Source organism: Shewanella sp. SM20 (assembly GCF_025654545.1).
Classification (GTDB): domain Bacteria; phylum Pseudomonadota; class Gammaproteobacteria; order Enterobacterales; family Shewanellaceae; genus Shewanella; species Shewanella oncorhynchi.
Genome location: NZ_JAKKRK010000019.1, coordinates 1 through 21,751, shown reverse-complemented (window position 1 = coordinate 21,751; position 21,751 = coordinate 1). Strand labels below are relative to the sequence as shown.

Annotated in this window: 15 protein-coding genes and 1 pseudogene; 7 read left to right on the top strand and 9 right to left on the bottom strand. The window is 47.4% G+C overall.

All coding sequences use genetic code 11. The features are described 5' to 3' along the window. Positions 1-17: 17 nt before the first annotated feature. The 3 genes from L5M18_RS09750 to L5M18_RS09740 are packed head-to-tail and all read right to left on the bottom strand — an operon-like array spanning position 18 to position 11,262. Positions 18-2,297 (bottom strand): PfaB family protein, encoded by a 2,280-nt coding sequence (locus tag L5M18_RS09750; RefSeq protein ID WP_263196754.1) that lies wholly within the window; start codon positions 2,295-2,297, stop codon positions 18-20. Continuing rightward, positions 2,294-10,396, bottom strand: a complete 8,103-nt coding sequence (locus L5M18_RS09745; RefSeq protein WP_263196752.1) for a type I polyketide synthase — start codon at positions 10,394-10,396, stop codon at positions 2,294-2,296. The genes L5M18_RS09750 and L5M18_RS09745 overlap by 4 nt, the downstream gene beginning before the upstream one ends. Continuing rightward, positions 10,393-11,262, bottom strand: a complete 870-nt coding sequence (locus L5M18_RS09740) for a transcriptional regulator (RefSeq protein WP_263196750.1) — start codon at positions 11,260-11,262, stop codon at positions 10,393-10,395. The genes L5M18_RS09745 and L5M18_RS09740 overlap by 4 nt, the downstream gene beginning before the upstream one ends. Positions 11,263-11,936: 674 nt before the next feature. Between L5M18_RS09740 and L5M18_RS09735 the strand changes: the two genes are divergently transcribed. Continuing rightward, the gene (locus tag L5M18_RS09735; RefSeq protein WP_317629894.1) at positions 11,937-12,806 is read left to right on the top strand and encodes a 4'-phosphopantetheinyl transferase family protein; all 870 of its coding nucleotides are present in this window, start codon (positions 11,937-11,939) and stop codon (positions 12,804-12,806) included. 88 nt (positions 12,807-12,894) lie between these two features. Next, entirely contained in the window at positions 12,895-13,440 is a 546-nt protein-coding gene (locus tag L5M18_RS09730; RefSeq protein ID WP_105249737.1) for a hypothetical protein, read from the top strand. 173 nt (positions 13,441-13,613) lie between these two features. Here L5M18_RS09730 and L5M18_RS09725 read toward each other — a convergent pair whose 3' ends face one another. Beyond that, positions 13,614-15,602 carry an alkyl/aryl-sulfatase gene (locus L5M18_RS09725; protein WP_263196748.1) on the bottom strand — a complete coding sequence of 663 codons (1,989 nt, stop codon included), beginning with the start codon at positions 15,600-15,602 and terminating at the stop codon, positions 13,614-13,616. Positions 15,603-15,725: 123 nt separating this feature from the next. Between L5M18_RS09725 and L5M18_RS09720 the strand changes: the two genes are divergently transcribed. Then, positions 15,726-16,667 carry a LysR family transcriptional regulator gene (locus L5M18_RS09720; protein ID WP_263196747.1) on the top strand — a complete coding sequence of 314 codons (942 nt, stop codon included), beginning with the start codon at positions 15,726-15,728 and terminating at the stop codon, positions 16,665-16,667. Between the two features lie 82 nt (positions 16,668-16,749). Here L5M18_RS09720 and queF read toward each other — a convergent pair whose 3' ends face one another. Continuing rightward, positions 16,750-17,607: an NADPH-dependent 7-cyano-7-deazaguanine reductase QueF gene (queF, locus tag L5M18_RS09715; protein ID WP_263180963.1), complete on the bottom strand. Its 858-nt coding sequence runs from the start codon at positions 17,605-17,607 to the stop codon at positions 16,750-16,752. Positions 17,608-17,666: 59 nt separating this feature from the next. On the opposite strand from queF, the gene syd reads away from it, so the two are divergent. Further along, positions 17,667-18,317 carry a SecY-interacting protein gene (gene syd / locus L5M18_RS09710; RefSeq protein WP_263196745.1) on the top strand — a complete coding sequence of 217 codons (651 nt, stop codon included), beginning with the start codon at positions 17,667-17,669 and terminating at the stop codon, positions 18,315-18,317. Positions 18,318-18,412: 95 nt separating this feature from the next. Here syd and L5M18_RS09705 read toward each other — a convergent pair whose 3' ends face one another. Together L5M18_RS09705 and L5M18_RS09700 are read right to left on the bottom strand one after the other, a co-directional pair. After that, positions 18,413-19,186, bottom strand: a complete 774-nt coding sequence (locus tag L5M18_RS09705; RefSeq protein WP_263196744.1) for a Zn-ribbon-containing protein — start codon at positions 19,184-19,186, stop codon at positions 18,413-18,415. Then, positions 19,186-19,569, bottom strand: a complete 384-nt coding sequence (locus L5M18_RS09700; protein WP_263172270.1) for an ELKS/Rab6-interacting/CAST family protein — start codon at positions 19,567-19,569, stop codon at positions 19,186-19,188. Before L5M18_RS09700 ends, L5M18_RS09705 begins: the two co-directional genes overlap by 1 nt. A gap of 164 nt (positions 19,570-19,733) precedes the next feature. Between L5M18_RS09700 and L5M18_RS09695 the strand changes: the two genes are divergently transcribed. After that, on the top strand, positions 19,734-20,141 hold the full coding sequence (locus L5M18_RS09695; protein WP_028760621.1) for a DUF3192 domain-containing protein: 408 nt from the start codon (positions 19,734-19,736) through the stop codon (positions 20,139-20,141). Between the two features lie 11 nt (positions 20,142-20,152). Here the strand turns inward: L5M18_RS09695 and L5M18_RS09690 are convergent, their stop codons facing one another. Further along, on the bottom strand, positions 20,153-20,386 hold the full coding sequence (locus tag L5M18_RS09690) for a DUF2789 domain-containing protein (RefSeq protein WP_028760620.1): 234 nt from the start codon (positions 20,384-20,386) through the stop codon (positions 20,153-20,155). A 149-nt stretch (positions 20,387-20,535) separates the two neighbouring features. Between L5M18_RS09690 and L5M18_RS09685 the strand changes: the two genes are divergently transcribed. Next, complete coding sequence (locus tag L5M18_RS09685; protein WP_028760619.1) at positions 20,536-21,174, top strand: GNAT family N-acetyltransferase; 639 nt, start codon at positions 20,536-20,538, stop codon at positions 21,172-21,174. Further along, positions 21,167-21,472: a DUF962 domain-containing protein gene (locus tag L5M18_RS09680; RefSeq protein WP_263196743.1), complete on the top strand. Its 306-nt coding sequence runs from the start codon at positions 21,167-21,169 to the stop codon at positions 21,470-21,472. Before L5M18_RS09685 ends, L5M18_RS09680 begins: the two co-directional genes overlap by 8 nt. 70 nt (positions 21,473-21,542) lie before the next feature. On the opposite strand, the pseudogene L5M18_RS09675 reads toward L5M18_RS09680, so the two are convergent. Continuing rightward, positions 21,543-21,751, bottom strand: a pseudogene (locus L5M18_RS09675) (IS3 family transposase); the annotation flags it as partial.

The window sequence follows — 21,751 nt, the reverse complement described above, 5'->3', positions numbered from 1 at the left end:
AGGGGAATGCTGAGAACTCACAGGGGTTCTCCTTTTGGTGATACTGCTGATGATAAAGGGGCTGCGTTAGCACTTAATGGCTGCATGAGCGACGCGAGCGACAGCGGTACTCTGTGGCTTATCAGTTGAGCTAAACACTTGAGTAAGCTGGTAATCGCATCGGCACCTTTGGCATTGCAGGCAATGGCGGCTGTTGCCTCGTTTACCGTGCTTTGGCCTGCATGGGCATGGCTGATTTTATCTATGAGTGTGCTGGTTTGCCTATCGGCGCCCACTTCGACAAATAGCCTTGCGCCTTGCTCAGTGGCATTTTGAATGAGTGCACTAAAGTCGAGTGGCGAACAAAAGGTATCGGCAATCGCGCGGCCAATGCTGTGACTATCAACGGTTACTGGCGCAGTTTGCGCTGCGCTAATAAAGCGAATAGGGGAATCTTGCGCCGCCGCTTCCAGCGCCTCAGGTTTCACTGCTTGAGTATAGAAATCTTGTACTTGCCCATGGACTAACATGGCTGGCGCGGTATGCATGGCCGTGACGCGATTGGCGGCAATCCCGCGTTTGCCTAACGTGGCAAGCAGGGCTTTGCAGCTTGTTTCGCAGCCTGCAATGACGCAAGTATCACCTTGAGTGATGGCTAAATAAGCACGAGGAAACTCTGGCAATAATGCCTTGATTTCATGGCTATCAGCGCGCACCACAAAGCTGTTCCACACTATGGCTTCATTATCCGCAAGCTGCCACGCTCGGCGGACTGCGGTTAGCTCGCCAGAAATGGCATGGTTGAAAATATCACTATTTTCGGTGGCGTTGATCATAGCATGGGGTGTTTGCCACACATCTAGGCTGGCCCACATGGCTGCTTCGCCCATTGAGTAACCCAGCGCCATTTTTGGTTTAATATTAAAGACTTGGGTCAACAGCTTAGTGAATAGGTAACTGGCGCCCACGCCACTAATCGCTTGCTGACTTAAGCTCATGCCAGCTGCGGTTTTAACATCTGCCGCATAAATCTGCGGTGATTGCAGCATGGCGCTTAAATCGCCTTCACGTTCTAGCTGGTGATACAGCGTGGGGAAATATTCATGCAAGTTATTGAACATATTGGCGTAAACCGTGCCAACGCCGGGATACACGAAGGTGAGCCCCGCATCCCCTAGCGGCTTAGCGGTAAAGCAGCTGCCCGCTGGTGTCTTAAAGTGTTGACCATGATGACGCACCGCATCATTTTCAAGCGCCGTAAGCATGGCCTTAGCTTCAAGTTTGAGATCATCAATCGATGCTGCCATTAAGACTAATGCTAGTGGTGCGTTGGCATCATAGCGTTCAAACCAGAATGCGAGTTGATGTGATGCAAATGACGTGTTTAGTGCGCCAATCTCTAGTGAACTAAGCAGCTGAAACAGCTTTGCTTTTAGCTCATAAATACTGTCATCACTTATCGGCACAAACAGCCGGTTTTTATCAACAAGGGCTTTGGGCACGATAACTTGTGAGCCTTGGGTCAGCACAATACTTTGGTTTAGATGTCGAGATTCATCCGTTTGACTTGACGTTTTTGCTACAAGATTTAGGCACAACACCCGCGCTTGATGTTGGTCGCTAAACCAATAGCCCGTTTGCTGATTTTCCCCTTCTTTGCCATAAAGCGGCGCTTGTGTTCGTGCGGCGAGGGCGGTTACACCTTGGCGCAGCGCAACAAATGCTTCGTTGAGCGTGTTGGCGATAAGCTGATGCTGAACGGTTTGTGCTGGATTGCGCTTTGCCGCCGCTAATGCCGCATTAGCAACAGCCGCCGTGTTAGCAACTGCTTCCGTATTAGCAACAGTCGCATTCTCGCCACTTGTTGCCTCATTGCCTGCGGCAAAGCCTGCAATGAACGCGTGGGCGTGAAGGCGCAGTTTGGCGGCGCGTAAACCATCGAGCAAATACAGCGATTGAGTAAAAGGCTGTGCCTGTTCCCCATCATTGAATTTAAGTTCAACGAGCTTGCCTTGCTCAATGGCTGTTGTTGCTTGGCCTAACAAGGCAGTGAGCGAGCTTTGCTCATGCACTGACGGTTCATGCCCTCTTGGTTCATGAGCTGTCGGCACATGTACTGTTGATTGGTTGGCATCGGCAGCGCAAATCTGAACTCTTTCACGTTCCTCAAACGTCCCTAATACTTGGGCTGAGTGAGGGGAAAGATTGACCGCATCGCCAAGCAACACTGCAATACGCAATGGCTTGGCAAGCTTTTCAGTCATAGCCGTGTCAGCTGGGCCGCTATGGGTCGTTGCTAAAGTGTGGGCTAAATTCACTCGACTTTTGCCTCCACGCTTTCAATGGCTTTATTCGCAGCAGCTTGATTAGCAGTAACTTTATTAGCTAAGAATGCACCGTTAAGGTTTTTGCTGATGGTGACTTTGGCGTTGTTCATCTGGCAGCTTAAGCGGCCATCTTGATGATACAGCGTGATATTGGCTTCAAGGGCGCGGCCAGAGTGTTTCACCACCTCGAGCACTAAATGGCCTTTATCGCCAAAGGCAAACGGCGCATGGGTGATAAACTCACCAATGCTTGATGGCAAACTCGCCGCGCCATATTTGAGTCTCGCCCACACCAGCATCGCCTGTAGCAACAAATCTTCCGCAAAGGCTTGTGAGCCCTTAGGCGTGAGATTAGGCACAAAATCCCCGCAGTCTGCTAACGTAACATGGGGTAGGCTCACCTTGGCGATTAAGCTTGCATCGTCAAACTTCAACACAGACTCAATACCTTGCAGTCTTGGACCGTGGAAAAGCGTGCCGTCGCTGTAAAGGCTGCTCGCGGTTGTGATGACAGAAAGTCCTGCCAAGCTTTGCGCGTCAAAGGCGGTTGCTTTGCTGTTAGTGGCTAAGTAATCGTTAGCCGCGTCATCAACAGCATCATCAACGACTAGGATAGCTTGATATTGCGGACGACCTTCAAAGCTGATTAAGGCATTAATTTGTACACTAGCTTGTGCATTGACTAAGGGTGCAAGTTCAAGTTCCAGCGTGATGGGGGCTGCACTTTCTAACACTCCATTTTGTAACACGGCAGTGTCGAAAATAATGCCCTTCAATAGCTTGTAGCTTTGCACTTTGACAGGCTGCTTGAGCACATCAAAGGCGGCTTCACGCATCCACTGAATCGCGCACACAGTCGGTAATACGGGATTACCGTTAATGCAGTGATCTTCAATAAAGATCATTGCCTTAGGGTCCAGTGTGCGCTTTAGTTTTACAGCGTTAGGCAAAGCATGCGGATCCGACGCGTTAGTGGTCAGATCCGCTTCAGGCTTTTTTAGATTGCTACCTTGAGTTGCTTGCTCGTCACTTGGAACTGTGCCTTGCATGTCAGTACCGACCAGCAATTGTGCGCCTGTGTTGCTCAGTAATTGGCTAGCAAATAACTCAGCACCCGCCTTTAGCGGGATCACATAAACACCGCGATCCATAAACATCTTTTTCAGCGCAGGATTCACCATGCCGCCGTCCCACGGACCCCAATCGAAGCTCATCACTTTGGCATTTGGCAGTTGCTGCGCCAGTTGCAGTGCGGCTTTGTTGAGTATGTCGTTGGACATGGCGTAATCGCTTTGGCCAGTATTGCCGTAAAAACCCGCCGCCGAAGAGAATAGGGCAATCAGTTTTAATTTATCTAAATCCAGTGCGGCAAGTAGATTGCTTATACCAGTGACCTTAGTGCCATACACCCGTGCTAACTCATCTAAGGTTTTGTCTTGGATGTGTTTATCGGCGAGTACGCCCGCACCATGGATGATGCCAGTAATAGGCGACAACTCGGTGATCGGCACTATCGTGCTGGCGATCGCATCTGGATTGTTAACATCGAGACTTAAGTACTCGGCGCTCGCGCCCACAGCGGTAAAGGCTTCTAGTGCGGCTGCAATTTCTAGGCTGCTTTGAACTGGCCATACTAAGGCATCCACTTGTTTTGGCGTGGGTTTCTCGCCCAAGCTTTGAATGTGGGAAATAGCTGCGGCTTTAAGTTCACTGTTATTCTTACCCTGTGCCCAAGCGGGAATGGCTTGTTGGCTGCTTCTGCCAGCAAGGATAAAGTGCGCCTTGCTGCGTTTAGCTAAACTTAGCGCACATTCAAAGGTCACGCCTTTTGCGCCGCCGGTCACCAGTATTTTATCTGCACTCGTCAAGTTTGCAGCGCCGTGGCGGGTATCAGCCTTGCCTGCAACTAAGGTCACACGCTCAAGTGCTTGGGCTGCGCCTTGGCTAACACCGACTTCTAATAGCTTATCTGTTGCAAATAGCTCAGCGATCACTGCATTGGCCAGTTGCTTGGCATCAAGTGCTGGCGCGATATCTAAGGCTCGGCAATGCACGCTTGGCCACTCGTGGCTCAAGGTTTTCGTTAGACCTGCCAATGCTGCTTGGTTTAACTCGCTGCGGGCAATTTGGCTGTGGTTAAGATAACCAAAACCCCCGTCGATACGACTGACGCTGATAAAACTACTACCAGTATTGGCGGTTGCTGCTGTTGTTAAAAACGGTTGTAAGTGCTTGGCGAACAAGAATGCTTGCTCGACAGATGCCTTGGCGGCATTCGACAGCACTAAACCTTTAGTATCTGCTGAGGTTTTATGTTGTGGTTGCAGATGAATAAAGCCTACAACCGTACCTAAGCTTTTGATCTCATTAATTACTGCACCAATGTTGGCATCGTCAATCGCCGCCAATGTGAAGCTGGCAATGTGGCTATTGAGCGGTGATGCACTGGCCACAAGGCTTTCAGGCGAGCGCACAACCGCAACCGTTAGACCTTGAGCATGCAATTTTTCGGCAAGTACGCCAGCATTGTGGCCATCATCGCTAATGATAATGCAGGCATCTTTAGCGAAAGTTCGTGTCACAGCTTGTTGCGCTGATTGCTTTGACGATTGCTTTGACGATAGTTGCGTTAGCTCAGCCGCCGCTGGCAACTTTTTTAGCACTACCTCACTGTGTGGCGGTAAATCGATAGTAGGTTTAGGCTGAACGACAGTGCTAACTGGCGCGGCATTCTGGCTTACCGCGTTTTGGCCTAGCTTACCTTGCATATAGCTAACTATTTCACCTAAGGTGCGACACTCGGCCAGATCTTCAGGATTGAGTTCAGGTAAACCCGGTAGCTCGTCTTGCACTGTGCCTAAAATTTCAACGCGCTTGATGGAGTCGATACCTAAATCGGCTTCCATATCCATGCTGAGTTCCAGCATTTCAGTGGGATAGCCCGTCTTGTCGGCCACTACTGACATCATGGTTTGTTGGACAAGTGCAGCACTTAAGCCGTTATTTATTGTAGCGGTAACAGTGACTTGCGCTGTTGTTGTAGTTGAAATCGAGCCAACCGCAGGTAGTTTGCTGTTCATGTAGTCAACGATTTCGCCTAAGGTGCGACACTCGGCCAGATCTTCAGGATTCAGCTCAGGTAAGCCCGGTAGCTCATCTTGCACTGTGCCTAAGATTTCAACGCGCTTGATAGAATCGATACCTAGATCGGCTTCCATATCCATGCTGAGCTCCAGCATTTCAGTCGGATAGCCAGTCTTGTCAGCCACCACAGCCATCATGGTTTGTTGCACTAAGGCAGCGCTTAAACCGTTATTCGCTGGAACTTGTGCAGGCGTTGCTTCAACGTTTGCCGCTGGTGCAACTGCTACCACGCTAACTACTGGCAATTTGCTGTTCATGTAGTTAACGATTTCACCCAAGGTACGGCACTCAGCCAAATCTTCTGGGCTGAGCTCAGGTAAACTCGGCAGCTCGTCTTGCACTGTGCCTAAGATTTCAACGCGCTTAATTGAATCGATACCTAGATCGGCTTCCATATCCATGCTGAGCTCCAGCATTTCAGTCGGATAGCCTGTCTTGTCAGCCACCACAGCCATCATGGTTTGTTGTACTAACGCAGCGCTTAAACCGTTAACGGCAGGTGCGGCTGTTGCCACTTGAGTTGCCACATTTGCAGCAGTAATAGGCGCTACGATAATTGAACCCACTGCTGGAAGCTTAGAGTTCATATAGTCAACGATTTCACCCAAGGTACGACACTCTGCCAGATCTTCTGGGCTGAGTTCAGGTAAGCCCGGCAGTTCGTCTTGTACTGTGCCTAAAATTTCAACGCGCTTGATGGAGTCGATACCTAAATCGGCTTCCATATCCATGCCAAGTTCCAGCATTTCAGTGGGGTAGCCTGTTTTATCGGCAACCACAGCCATCATGGTTTGTTGTACTAACGCAGCGCTTAAACCGTTAACGGCAGGTGCGGCTGTTGCCACTTGAGTTGCCACATTTGCAGCAGTAATAGGCGCTACGATAATTGAACCCACTGCTGGAAGCTTAGAGTTCATATAGTCAACGATTTCACCTAAGGTACGGCACTCAGCCAAATCTTCTGGGCTGAGTTCAGGTAAGCCCGGCAGCTCGTCTTGCACTGTGCCTAGGATTTCAACGCGCTTAATCGAATCGATACCTAAATCGGCTTCCATATCCATGCTGAGCTCCAGCATTTCAGTCGGATAGCCAGTCTTGTCAGCCACCACAGCCATCATGGTTTGTTGAACAAGTGCAGCACTTAAGCCGCTTGTTGCTGGTGCCACAGATGTCATCTCTGGCATAACTAAAACAGGAGCTGCTGGCGCAACTTGTACTGTCGCAGCAGGCGCATGAGCAACGGGAGCGGTTTGCACAACAGGCGCAACAGGTGTGCTAACCGCTGGTCTCGTTGCAACAGCTTGAGTCACTGGTGCGGCATTGTGTGCCACTGACGTTGCAACAACAGGCGCTGGAGCAACAGGTGCAGGAGCCGGCGCAGTTGCTCGTGGCTGACTTGCAACCGCTGGGGTAAAGTTAATCGGCGCATTGTTTAACATCGCCAAGGCCGCTTGGCTGCTACTGCTTTGCAGTTGCATAAATTCGGCGTGGCTTTGCAGGGTTTGCGCTTGATGCTGGTGGAACATTTCCATCGAGCGTTGCAGGCTTTCAGGGATTGCAATGCCAAGGCTTGCCATCTTGGCTTGTTCTGTCATCAGTGTCGTGAAAGTATCGCCGTATTGCTGTGGGATAGCTAAAAACTGTTGATGCAACTGCGCCGCTTGAGATTGTGCGCTGAAAAATGCCGTTAACGCATCGCTGCTGACGTTTGGTGTGCTTGGGCTTAACTGCGCCGTCGCTTGCTGCTGGTGATTGCTTAAGCCTTGCACAACGCTTGGGGATGTTTGTTTCATTTCAACAGCTGCCACTTGATTCGCTTCCACTTCTATTATTTTCTCAACAACTTTTTCGACGATGACTTCTTTCTTAACGATTTTTTCGACTTCTTTTTCGACAACCGTTTCAACGATGCGATCCACATATTGCACTTGGCTAGTCACGCTGCCTGTGGCGAGGGATTTGGCCATCTTAGCTTTGGTTGCAGTACTAATATGGTTAGTGGCGGTGAGTTTGATGTTCATCGCTGATGGCGCTTCACGCTCGGCAATCTCTTGTGACGTGACGGCTTGATAGGGGTCAACCTCAGTTAACGCCACGCCGGCTACCGCGAGTTGCACTGCGGCTAAGCGTAATTGACTGTCACTGTCGCCCTTAGGATTCGGGTTCATGCTGATAAGGCAAAGCTCATTTAAGTGTTCACCTAAGGTATTTTCAACTAACTTTTGCAGTATGTTCTTAGGGCCAAACTCAACAAACACACGGGCGCCAGCGTCATACATGGCCTGCAGTTGTTCGCTAAAGCGAACCGATTGCAGCATGTGTTGCTTAAATTCTGCTTTAATCGCTTTGCCATCACTTGGGTGTAGTTGACCTGTGCCGTTGGCATAAAGCGCGATTGAAGGTGCGCTGAATTTAGCTTTATCAATGGCTTTGGCAAATGGCTTTTGTGCGTGTCCAACCAATGGAGTATGGAACGCGCCTGAGACAGGCAGGGCAATCGCTTTAAAGCCCAGTTCACTAATGGCTTTCGCGGCCAGCTGAGTTTGCTCTGTGCCACCTGCGATGACTAATTGCGTCGGCGCGTTGTAGTTGGCAATTTTAACGCCATCAAACTGGGCTAAACAGCTATTGATCGCATCGATATCATTCTTTTGCTTAAGAATAATCGCGAACATGGTTCCTAAATCAACTTGAGTCCCAGTATCGCTCGGCACTTGCGCCATGGCATGTCCACGAGCGAAGGCCAGTTCGACGTAATCTTCATTGGAAATCACGCCTGCCGCGCAAAGGGCTGACAGTTCACCAAAGCTGTGACCTGCCACCATATCGGGTGCAAAACCCGCTTGCGTTAATAGCGAATATTGCGCCATTGAAACCGCGCCTATGGCGCTTTGGGCGAACAGGGTATTGGTCAGCGCCGCTTCTTGGGCTTTAACTGCATCGGCATCGAATGCCGGAATAGGGTAAAGGATGTTCGATAACGGCGTTTGGCCGTGGTGAGCAAATACCTTATCACTGGCCGTCACTTGTTGGCGCATTTCCGGGAAATGGCAGGCGAGTTCGCGGCCCATGTTCAGGTACTGTGAACCTTGACCGGCAAACAGGGCTGCCACTTTCTTTGATTCATTTTTAGCCATTAAGGCATGAGAACGGTAGCTGATACCAGAAGGTAACTGCCACGCCTCGCTTGCACTGGTTTCTAGGTGCCCGCTTTCTAAATGCGCAATCGATTGATTTAACTGAGCTTGCAGCTGAGCGATATCCTTAGCCACAAAACCTAAACGGGCATCTGTGTCTGCCAGCGGGCGCAGCGGATATTGCTGAGCGATAGCGTTCAGGCTCGCAGCGCTGCTCTTATTCGCGTTTGCGCTCGTGTTCACGCTTTGGCTCAGCGCAGCTTTTAACTCGCTAAGCAGCGCGGCTTTATTGGCTGCGGCAAACAATAGCGTCTGCGGCACACTGCGCTGACGATATTGCTCGTCACGGCTATGCTCAGGTTTGTATTCTTCTAATACAAGATGGAAGTTCGTGCCGCCAAAACCAAAGGAGCTTACACCCGCACGGCGCGGCGTTGCATCGGCGCGCTGGAACCATGGGCGAGTTTCGGTATTTAAATAGAATGGTGAGCTTTCGATATTCAGTTTTGGATTAGGCTTGCTAACGTTAATGGTCGCAGGCAATACCTTGTGGTGCAGCGCTAGCGCGGCTTTGATCACCCCCGCAGTACCTGCGGTGGACTTAGTGTGGCCCACTTGGGATTTCACTGAACCTAACGCGATATGTTGATTTGTGTCGTTGCCTTGGGCAAATACCGATTTTAAGCCGTTGAATTCAGCCACATCACCTGCGGCAGTACCCGTGCCATGGGCTTCAACTAAGCCAATGCTGTGCGGGGCAAAACCTGCATCGTCGTAAGCGCGTTCGAGAGCTTTAGCTTGGCCCTCAGGGCGCGGCGCATAAATACTCTTAAACTTACCGTCCGATGAGGCGCCAACGCCTTTGATGACGGCATAAATTCGGTCGCCATCGCGCTCGGCATCTTCAAGGCGTTTAAGCGCGACCATGCCGATCCCTTCGCCGATCATCATGCCTTTTGAATCGATATCAAAGGGTTGAATGGTTTCATTGGTGGTGAAGGCTGGCGTTTTTGAGAAGCTCATATACATGGATGGCGAGTTATCGGTACAGACACCGCCGGTGATCATCATGTCGCTGCGACCTTCGGTCAGTTCAGTCAACGCCATACGCATAGCGGCAAGCGAGCCCGCACAGGCTGCATCGACTACGCAGTTCATGCCGCCAAAATCAAACCGGTTGGCGATACGGCCTGCAATCACGTTGCCTAAGGACCCTGGGAAAGAGTTTTCTTCCCAGTGGATATATTGGTCTTGGAACTTTTTGATCAGCATTTCGCTGTCTTCATCGCTCAGGCCGCTGCTTTTGAATACTTTTTTAAGCACTGGATATTGCAGGCGCGAGTTCAAGCTCTGACTGATTTTTTGACCACCGCCAACCCCTAGGGTGATGCCGATACGATCACGATCGTAATCGGTGGGCAGATTGGCGTCGGCAAGCACTTCTTTGGCGACAATCAGCGACAGCAGTTGCGAGGTATCTGTCAGCTCAAGAATATTGGGCGGCAGACCGAATTCCATTGGATTGAAGTCGACTTCTGGTAAAAAACCACCGCGTTTACAGTAGCTTTTATCGGCTTTGCTTTTGTCGGCATCGTAGTAATCTTCGGCGCGCCAATGGGTGTCTGGGATGTCAGTAATGGCATCGATTTTTTCGCTGATCAAATCCCAAAATTTATTTAAATAACGCGAGTTAGCGAAGATGCTGGCCATGCCGACGATGGCAACGGGCATATCTTTTAAACGTTTGTTGAGTCGTTTATCTTTTTTTGACTCAGTCGCAGAATTAGGTACAGAAGGGGTATGGCTCATAAAGAGTCTCCACGGGTCGACCTGGATACGGTGACCTTGTTTTGGGATCCAGCCGCGCTTGTCTTTGGCGTGCCATGGGCACCGGGAAAACGGGCTAAGAAGGTGTGATAGTTGCGAACGAGCAACTTTCGTAAATGAAACGGCCCATGTTTGAGGACATAGGCGATATATCTATTGGTCGCTTGGGTATTGCTGTCTTGATAAATATCGAGGTAAATCCAATCACTTGCTGTGTCTACGCCTAATAGTACTGAGCTTGGTGCTTGCTCTGTGAGTTGCGGCGGTATGGTGAGTGACACCACTTGCACCACAGTATTGCCGTCGGTACTCGGCAATGCGAGGGCTTTAGCCAAGGTTTCTGGATTGACCGTATAGGTTTGGATATCGCTGCCTTGCGTCACAGGCAATTGATTAAAATAGCGTTCGGGGACTTGCGGTGCTTCAAATTCATCGAGCCGCGATATGCCATAGCGCTTTAAGCAACGGGCAAGACCGGAGCGCGACACATTGGGATTAATAAAGGTTTGGGTGACGTTGAGCAATCTATCTAAGGTGAGTTTGAGTTGATAGCGTAATCCCACCACCACATATTCTTCCATCGGCGTGAGCGTGGTATTGAGGTGATGGGGCGTGTTCGAACTGTTACTAATGGACTCACGCTTCCGCCATTTGCGGACTGTTGCCTCAGTAATATTTAAAATTTTTGCCAGCTGGCTGACGCTCAGATCCGATTGCTGGATAAAGAGTCGCATTTCAGGCGTGGTGGTGGCGTTGCGATGCCGAGGTGCGCTGTCTTTTTTCGCCGCTTGAGTCGTGCTCTTGGGGGCGTAAGACGGCGCTTTAGATTGAGAGTCGCGAGCTGCCATTAATAATAATTATCATCCGACATAATCTATTGGGACTGAGAAGCCATTTTGGCTGAGTCAGCTGTTGCACTCTTGAAAAACATAGTGACACTCATCGTAAAACCTGTGCTTATCATCTGTGTCACTTAATGGGGATGCAGATTACCTGAGGTTTCGGGTCGATACAATCATCTGGGACTGGAATTTATTGGCTTTCGTTGAGTAATGGTATTTTCTGTGCGTTATGTTGGGTTTTCGTTGACCGCTTGGGCTTTTTAATACTTTGATAGTGGAAGAATTAAATTTTTAGGGGCGATAAAGACCGCTTTTTTGAGTTAGCGGGGTAAAATAGCCCAATATTGGCTTACTGCCCTTTCGTCATGAATGAGACTGTGCGGCTAAACCTGTTAATTTGGGCGCAAAATCTTGGCGCAATTGCAGCAAAAATTTGCGCTTAGGATGGCGTTCAGAGTCGTTCTAAGAATTGCTCTAATTAGAGTGCTGCTAAGAATTGCTCTTATTAGAGTGTGGCTAAGAATTGAAATAGGGCTTAGTTGAAACTATTTAAGATGCATAATGAACTCAGATAACGATGAACCTAGACAATACCGAGATAAGAATGTTGCTAAGTGCTCTCTAAAAAGCCAGACAATGATAACCATCAGCCGCAAGGCTTTGTCCTGCAAGGCCCTCAAATGACCGACTCCAGAACATCTAGCAAAAACGGCGTGAATGTGGATCTATTTTTTATTCCTCTGAGCGATATTTCATTGCCGCAAACATCACTCGCTCAGTCTTGGTTAAGTGATGATGAACTCGCTAAGGTCGCGCGTTATCGCGATCCGAAGGCGCAAATGAAGGGATTACAGGTCAGGGCAGCGTTGCGGGCCGTGTTATCTCGCTATGCGGATTTATCGCCACAGGAGTGGTGTTTCGAATATGGCGCTAAGGGTAAACCGAGCTTAACGACGGCATTACGGCAGCAAACTGGGCTTGAGTTTAACCTAAGCCATAGCGGCGATTGGTTATTGATTGGTGTGACTCAGTTTCATGGTGTTGAGTCTGGTTTATTTGGGGTCGATATTGAAAGATCGCGGCCGAAGACGGATATCTATCCAATCCTAAATCATTATTTTTCCGCCCAAGAAACTGCAACTTTGTTAGCTCTCGCCGATGAAGCGAGTCAGCGGCAGCGCTTTTTCGATTTATGGGCGTTAAAGGAATCCTATATTAAGGCGACTGGCCTAGGTTTAGCGCAGTCGCTTAAATCCTTCGGCTTTGATCTAAAGCCATTCGAGCAATTGGTGGCCGGATCGGTTGAGCTTAGATGCCAAGATGCAGCGTTGATGCCGTTCTATGGTGTGGCGCCTTTGCTGAGTGTCTATCCTAATATCCCGCTGCAAACCATTGATGCAAGTTCATTGTATTGGCAAACCTATTTTGGGCGTTTGACCGAGGAGTACCGTTTTGCCGTGAGCTTAGGGCATGCTGGTAACACCGAGATTTCCATAATGCTAACGGCGCAACTGAGCAGCATAGAAGCCTTACTTGCCAATTATGGTTAACTGGTCTTATTCATCTTCGGTTAAACATTGCTGGGTATAGTCACGCCCATAATATTTTGAATTTGAATGAAATAAATGAGGTTTAACAATGAAACGGATTAAGTGCCTAATACCTGCCACTATGATGGTGTTGCTATCTGGTTGTGGTTATTTTGGTGGCGATGAAAAGCAGCAATTGGAGCAGGCTTGGTTAGCCCAAGATCCACAGTTGCAGCAAGTGGTTGAGCAAATTCGTGCCAATGGCTTAGATGTTGTGGCTCAAAGCGCGGCAGCAGGCACAGTTTCGGCCTGTGTGGCTGAAAAACTCAGCCAAGATCCGCTGGGTAAGTTAGTCAATGTTGAAGGCTCGCTGGTGGAGTCTGCTAAGGTGGCAGAACTGCTGGGTGACTTACAGAAAGTAATGGAGCAAGACATCAGTTTTGATCAGGTCGCGAGCTTGCTACAAAAGGGCGCCGATGCGGCGGCCTATGCTAAAAGTCTTATCGAGCAACAAGGTTTAGATCAAGCCTTACAAAGCCTTAAGCAAATGGTGACCGCGAGCGAGCAATTTGCCCAGCAAGACTTAGGCGCGCATTTTCAGCAGTTATTGCTTGAGTGCAAAACTTCAGTCCCAACGCCAGAGTCTGCGAATTAATTATCTTACTTTAATCTGGCCTTTAAGGAGTGCGCGAGAGAGAACATGTCGTGAAAATGGCTATCCGTACTTCACTCTTTTGCTTACAGAACTCGACTCGCCAAGTGTCAGAATGGTTAGTGCTAGTGTAATTTTTCCATAAAACGCCCTGAAGATTCGGGGCGTTTATTTGGTTATTTTGTGCTTGGTAATGGGACGATTTCAAAGCTTTCATCGAACTTTACTAAGGTCGACGCTATCTTACCGAAGGCATCTTTATCACCTTCTAACTTGGCAGTACCCTTGGCCAGTAACTCTTTAAGTGTGACTTTTCCGAGTAAAATCCCCGTAATATAGCGTTTATCAATATAAAGATTGGCATCGGCCTCCATTGGTTTATCAACCTTAATATTGCTTAAATTACCGTTGCTTAGTTCAACATAGAGCGTTTCTTGGGTGTCGGGGTTAATCACATTAAGCCTGGTTAGCCCAAGTTCAGCAGCTTTGAGGCTATCGACTTTTACGGCAAGGAAGTCAAACAGGGTCGATATGTCCATTTCTCCTAAAATATCTGCTGAGGCCGATTTAGGCGCGCCGGGTTGAATGCCTACGCGTAACTCTTGGGCGCCAGTGAGGTAAATGTTGCGCCAGCCAGCCCCTTCGGCTTGATAACCCAATTGCTCATAGGTATCGGCAAGTAATTGTCTTGCCTCTTTATTATTAGGTTCTGCCATCACGACCTTATTGAGTGCGGTGGCCACAAAACGGTATTCGCCTTGGGCATAGTCGGCTTTGGCGTGTTTCACTACGGCTTTAGCTCCGCCCATATACTCCACAAATTTTGCCGCTTCATCTTTTGTCGGTAGTGGGTTTAAGTTGGCGGGATTCATATCGAAATAGCCAAGGTACATGTTGTACACAGCTTTGGCATTATGGCTGTAGGTGCCATGGTAACCATTTGTGTACCAAGTATCGCGCACAGCCTTAGGGATAGTGGTTTGAATCGCATCGCCAATATCTTGAATACCCACGCCATTATTGGCTAAACGCAGGGTTTGATTATGCACTAGGCCATAGTTATCCCTTTGCATTCTTAAGTATTGGTTTATATCAGTATTGCCAAATACGGGGGCTGAGTGGGCAGTGAATATAACCTGTGCATCATTACCAAAATGGGTCAGTAATTCGTTGATATCCTTAGACCATTTTATCGCATCTCGAACTTTTGCCCCGCGTAAGGTATAAATGTTGTGCATGCCGTGGTAGGTGAGCTCTGCGGTCCACAATGCTTTCATTGAGGGAATATAGGTGGCCATTTCCGAGGCGGCTTCTGTGCCTGAGGCATCCATAAACACCATGTCTATACCATCAATGGTGAGTGTTTCCCACTTATCTTTGGCATTTAAGGTGACATCGGGTTTAACGTAGGTCACTTCGCCTTTGGATAATCCCTTAGCAAGTGCGGCATCGACAATGCCTTGATCGTTTCGCTCTAATGTTGCGCCGTATTGATAGGCGGCGCGGCGGCTCATGGCATTACCAGCGAGGACGTTTTCGTCGACAATTTCTTTGGTGATGTTATTGGAACCATAGACTTTGACGTTTGGGAACATGTCTTTGATGGCGCGGGATCCGCCAAAATGATCTCCATGACTGTGGGAATAAATCATTGCGACTACGGGTAAGTTATTGCCCTCGGGCAAGTGTTTTAGTGCAAATTCGAGGGATAATTTTGCCGCTTCTTTGGTCAGCAGCACGTCATAAAGGATCCAGCCTGTTTTACCGCGGATAAGGGTTAAGTTCGATAAGTCTGTGCCACGCACTTGATAAATGCCATCTGTGACCTTGTATAAGCCGTTAGACACCATATTCAATTGAGCTTGGCGATAAAGTGAAGGGTTTACTGTGTCTGGGGTTTTGTCGCCAATAAAGCTGAAATCGGCACGTAAAATGGCTGCTGTTGGTTCATCGAGTTCAGCAATAAGATTTTTAGAAAACTCTTCAAAGGCTTTTTTGTCAGCAAAATTAAGGCTTGCTGCTGAGGTTTTATTTACCGCAATGGTTTGCTCGGTGGCAGGCTTTCCCTGATAGTGCAGGCTGATATGTTCATGCTCGTGTTCAGCGGCCACGGCGCTTAAAGAGAAGCTTGCGATAATACTCATTGTCATCAAAGATTTTTGCATTATTTTACCTACCGAAAAGTGGGATAGTGTCGTTGATGGTTTGAGTATAGCCAGCTTGTGTATTTAGATAACTCGAGTTAGCTTGGGTTGTAATATTCATATAGTGAATGAGTGCACTCCCTTATGCCGACACGAAAGCCATTAGATTTAAATTTATTACGCGTGTTTATGGTGGTTTACCGTACTCGTTCATTCACCCAAGCGGCACAGGAGTTAGATTTAACTCAGTCTTCCGTGAGCAATGCGATAAGCCGGTTCAGGGCTTGGGTCGGGGAGTCACTGTTTAATCGAGTTGGACGGGGAATTGAGCCTACATCGGTGGCACGGGAGATGTACCGTAAATTTGAGCAGCCCATGGCGGATATTGAAACCGTATTACTGGGGTTTGAGCATTTTGATCCCAACACGAGCCAGCGGCGCTTTTATGTATATGCTAATGAGTCAGTTATCGAAGCGCTGCAATCAGGCGTGCAGGCTTTGTTACAGAATGCGGATATTGAAGTCATTTTCCGCGAGTCACCGCCGCAGGAGGATGAGCTATATCGCGATATTTTGCTTGAGCGGGTCGCCGTTGCCATAGATATTAAGCCCGCGCAGCAAAGTTTGCTCTCGAGCAAATTACTCTTCACCGAAACCCTCGTTTGTATCGTCAGTTTGCAGCATCCTCGTATTCAAGGTGCTATTACCCATGGGCAGTATTTTGAGGAGAAACACGTCTTTTTAAATATGCGGCGTTTTAATTTGACTGCAGGGGATTTGTTTACCGAAGGTGTGTTACCAAGGCGCAAAATGTACAGTGAGCAATCATCTTTATTGAGTATGTTTGCAACTGTTGGCAAAAGTGAGGCGATAGGCATAGCGCCTTTGCGGTACGCCAGTCAGTACGCTGAGATGTTCGGCTTACAGATTTTACCTATGCCCCTGAAAACTCGGCCAATTGATTTGTATATGGTGTGGAGCAGTAAATATACCCAAAACCCGAGCCATCAATGGTTACGGCGTTTATTGCTCAATACGAGTGCAAACACTGTGAATAAAAAAGCTCTGAATCTAGCGAGCAGCTAGGGCTAGCGATTCAGAGCTTTGTTGCAGTTTTTAAATTTTATTTTCTATCTCAGATTGTTAATCTAATAGCCTAAGAAGGTCATTACTGTCTTGCGAGTCTGTGGCTTTCGCCTGGTTGCTCGAAGTCACTGCGATAAGGGTTGATATCTAAACCACCGCGACGCGTGTAGCGGGCGTAAACCGTCAATTTAGTGCAATGACAGAAACGTTTTAAATCGACGAAAATTCGCTCGACACATTGCTCGTGGAATTCGTTATGTTGGCGGAAAGAAATCAAATAGCGCAGCAGTTTCTCGCGATCGATTTTAGGGCCTTGATAACGGATCATCACGCTGCCCCAATCGGGTTGCGAAGTGATCAAACAGTTGGATTTCAGCAGGTTTGAATTAAGCGTTTCCGCGACCGTTTGCTTATCGTCTGTACTGTTAACTAAGTAATCAGGATTAAAACTATAATCGCTGACTTCAATATCGAGATCGTCAATACAAGTGCCTGGTAACTCAATAATACGCTGAATACCAAAGCTTTTTGGCTCGATAATCTTAACGCTAACATCACCTTGAGCACACTGACTTAAGTCTTGCACTAAGGTTTTTTGCAGTGAATCTAGGTTATCAAACTTGGTTTGATTAAAGCTATTGAGATACAGTTTGAACGATTTCGACTCAATCAGATTCAGGCTTTCATAGCTTAAATGAAATTCAGCTATGGCCACCATAGGCTTACCTTTGGCATTTAACCAAGACAGCTCATAACCCGTCCAGATATCGGCACCATGAAACGGTAACGTCCCAGTGAGTGCAATAGCATTACGGTTTAGTGAGCGTGGAACCCCTTGCAGCAGCGACGCATCATACTCGGCTTGGTAGTCGGTGGCTTTACCTAAAGTCAGGCCAACAAGCGCTTGCGCATCACTATAGGGATCGTGATTCTGTGTCATCAATACTGTTTCCATGTCAAAATAGGCGCACATTATACCTGAAATTGGATTGTGCTTAAGTGTCTTGTCTGCCCGCACTCGATAAATTTTTGCAAAACTATCATCAAGCTTACTTAACGAGTTTAGGTGAACTACCGCGTTATTACCCACAGGGTGAGTCTTCTGTGTGTATTCAAGGCGAATTTCAACCGGATCTTGAACAGGCCGTTTCTTGGCAGCCAGTGAAACGCAAAGTTGAAGGCAGTTTCGCCAATGTAGAGCATGCACTGGAGTTAACTTTATGGCCAGAGATCAATGATTTTTACGGTCATTATTTCTCCGCCCCAGTATTATTTGACTCTAAGTGGGGCACAGGGGAGTTACTGCAAGTCTGGAATGATGACGATTTTAATTGCCTGCAACAAAACTTGATTGGTCATCTGATGATGAAGAAAAAACTGAAGCAGTCACCGACTTGGTTTATCGGTCTGTTAGATGAGGGAGATAAAATGCTCACCATCAATAACAGTGATGGTAGCGTATGGATTGAAATCCCTGGTGAAGTGCAATCTGAGCAATTGTCCTCGAGTTTGACTGCGTTTATTGAAGCATTATCGCCACGGATAGCACCACCCGTTAAACATGAAGAATTACCTATGCCCGCATTAGAACATCCTGGTATTTTCGCCAGTTTTAAACGTATGTGGCAAAACCTTTTCGGTAAACGTTAACTTCTGTGAGCGACATTTTTATTATCAACCTAAGTATTAACTCAACCTAAGCCTGGCTTATCTTAGGTTGAGTTCTGCAAGGGGATAAACAGATGTTATTGATGATCCCAAGACAGATTCGACACTATGCGGCAAGGCTCGCAGCGAAAATGGAACATATCCAATAAAGGTTCATCGAGTTTCCAATCATGACTGCCACAACGTGGGCAAGGTCGCGTTTTTTCTGAGGCCAAATCTTGGCCGCCAATGCGATATAAGTAGTAATAGGTCGGGATCTGAGTGAGATATTCGATACGACCGCGCAAATCCCAACCTCTGCGAAATAAATCACTGTCAGGACTCGATAATTCCTCTAGCGCGGCAAATTCAGCCTTGGTGGCCGCCGCCATTTGCAGCTCGTCGCAGGCTTGCCATTCGCTCTGCCAACGGATAATACGTTTATGATCGCCATTAAAGGTTGCGGGTATACGGTACAGGGGAATGGGCAATAAAGTGTCGCCGCTGCGTAGGGGCGAGCACATATGCACAAAACTGGTGTATAGCAGTTGCCAGCTGGGTGTTTCGGTATTACTTACTTCAGAATTGATATCCTGACCAATAAACTTTTCCCGCGGCGCGAGTAGTTTAGCGTCGGTTAATTCTACTAAGGCTTTTTTGACCCAAGGGCTGTGATATTTGTGCGCTAAACTGCTTTTCTCTGGCATCAATAAACGCACTCTAAACTCACCGTCATTAAAGGCGACCGCAAATTCTCGTCCTAAGATTTGGCCATTAGCTCGATAGGCTTCAAGGAGCTGATTAATGGCCTTCTCGGCGGCAGATATCGTGGTGTCGGCGAAGCATTCGAAGCGCAGTTCAGTAACAAACATTAAGCTGTTTTTCCTTGGATTTCTAATAAGTTGATGCGTTGTTTAAGTTCAAGCAGTTCGTTTTTTAATTGCATTATTTCTGTTTTTTGCTGCTCAGCATGACGTTCAAAATACGCCTGTTGTATCTGCAGGCGCTCGGCGAGCACTGCAAGGGTTAAGGTATCGTTAGTTGCGGGAGTGTCAGTTGTAGGGCTGATAGTTTGCAACTCAGCTAAACGCTCGCGATCCGCCTTAGGCATAGATTTAAATTGCTGTAAGCCTTGGATCAATATAGGTAAAGGTAGGCTACTACCTAAACGGGTTTTAATTAAGGCAAGGCTCGGTACTTTACCGCAGGCTTCGAGCGAACGTGCGGCCGCTAATACTTGGTCAAGGGGACTCATAATTAGCAAAATTCCTTAATTTGTTGAATTATTTAAACCAATTTTAAAATAATAATTAATTTTTTCATTTAAAAACAGTGTGTTGTCTTGTGGCATTTATTTTGCTTATTGTCCAGCCGAAATACCATTTTTTAAGCTTCAATAATAATTACACAGGATGTCACATGATGAACCATAAATTGAATAACAAACTTATCGCCATCACTTTTTTAGGGCTCGCAAGCTTAGGTCTTAGCGGCTGCGTGGTCAATGTCGGTGATGGAGAATCGGGCTGGGATAGCAGCGAATCTTGGGAGAAAGTGCAGGATAAAAATCGCACTAACTTAACCAAACTGAGCTTAGGCATGCCTAAAGACCAAGTGATGATCTTAATGGGCACCGCTGATTTTAGTGAAGCCTATATTCAACAAAGTGCTCAACAAGGTGAAGCCAATAAAGAAGTCTTAGTGTTGTTTTATCGTACCCAGCGTAATAATGGCGATGGAAAAACCACTAAGGATGAATGCACGCCTATCGTGCTGAGCAACAATGCCTTAGTGGGTTGGGGTGAAACGGCTTACGGTAAAATCTGAACCAACGAGTCTTATCGTTTACGTAGCTGAGTGTCTAATTGCTCAATGGGCTCAGTCCAGAGGGCATCGGCTTCTAAACCTTCAATGATAAAGCTCTTTTGGGCAGGGGTCCAAAAGGGCGCTTGGCTTAAATGGATGTGATGGTCGATATCATGGGTTGCAATAAACTGCGCTATGGCCTCGTCGCTACTGTCTAAACCGAGTTGCTCAAACAAGTGGCTTAAGTCTACTGGAGTTGTATCCATCATTATTTCCTTTTCAGTATAGTGCCTTCGTTTAGAGTAAGCGCCTGATTGAAAAATGCAATCTATGATTAAAATTTGCACTTTTTAGTTTCCTTGGTAGATTAACAGTTACGCATAAAAAGTGTGAGCTAAGTCAAGGAATGCTAACGATGGACAATGAAATTCTGGAGGACTGCCGCGCAGTCTATTTGACCGCGGAAGACTTACGCATTGCCGCTTCTATTCTCTATAACGCTTACCATGATGATCCTTTTTTTGTCGATTCACTCTTTACCTCAGACAAAGCCGCTTATGAGCAAAAATTGCGCGCCGCAATCAGGGAAGAACTCAATACGTTATGGCAACAAAAACAAGCTCTCATTGGTTTATTCGACCATGAAAGACTCTTTGGGTTAGCCTGTGTAGTTACTCAAGAAGTGCCTTTAGGGGAAGGGCGTTATTGGCATTGGCGCTTAAAGATGTTGTTAGGTACAGGTTGGCAATCGACTCAAGCACTAATGAACAAAGAGTCCAGTATTATTGAACTTTTACCCAGTAAGCACTGCGGTATTTTGCAGTTTATTGCTCTTGCACCAAATGAACAGCACAAGGGACTTGGACATAAGTTAGTGCAAGCTGTGGTGAGTTGGTGTGATGAGCAGCCTGATTTGGATGGCATTGGTGTGTTTATCGCTCAGGAGAACCACTTGCAACTGTTTACTCAGCATGACTTTGTATCCATAGGCGAGCTGAGTATCGGCAGTGTCCATGGCCAGCTTTTATTCTATTCGGTTCAACAAGATGACTAACTCTTATAAACGTTTCGCCGATTTTTATCCTTTCTATTTATCCCAACACCAGCACCCGACTTGTCGGCAATTACACTTTGTTGGCAGTTGTTTAGTTCTGCTGCTGATTGGCATTGCCTTGGTTTCACAAGACTGGTGGCTATGCTGGTTTATTCCTATTGTTGGTTATGGTTTTGCATGGGTAGGACACTTCGTATTCGAGAAGAATCGACCCGCGACATTTCAGTATCCTTTTTACAGTTTGATGGCAGATTGGGTGATGTTTGCGCAGATGATTCGCCGCTTTTTTAAACATTAAAAAAACTGCCCGAGTGAGATGCCCATGCCCGCGGTGTTTTTCAAGGTAGTTGGCACTCTTTACTTAAATTTTAAGCTGCATTTCTTGTTTCAGTTTCAGACTCTTTTTCTGGGTTCAACACTACCTCACCGATAACGTCACAGTTCCTTATACCGTTTGGCCAGCGTTTAGGGTTTCTTGATCTTGCTTCTTCTAGTACCTCCTTACGCTTAGATAAAATCGCTTTATCTTGCATCGCATGTCGCTCACTCGGTGATACAAAATTGAGCTTACTGTGCT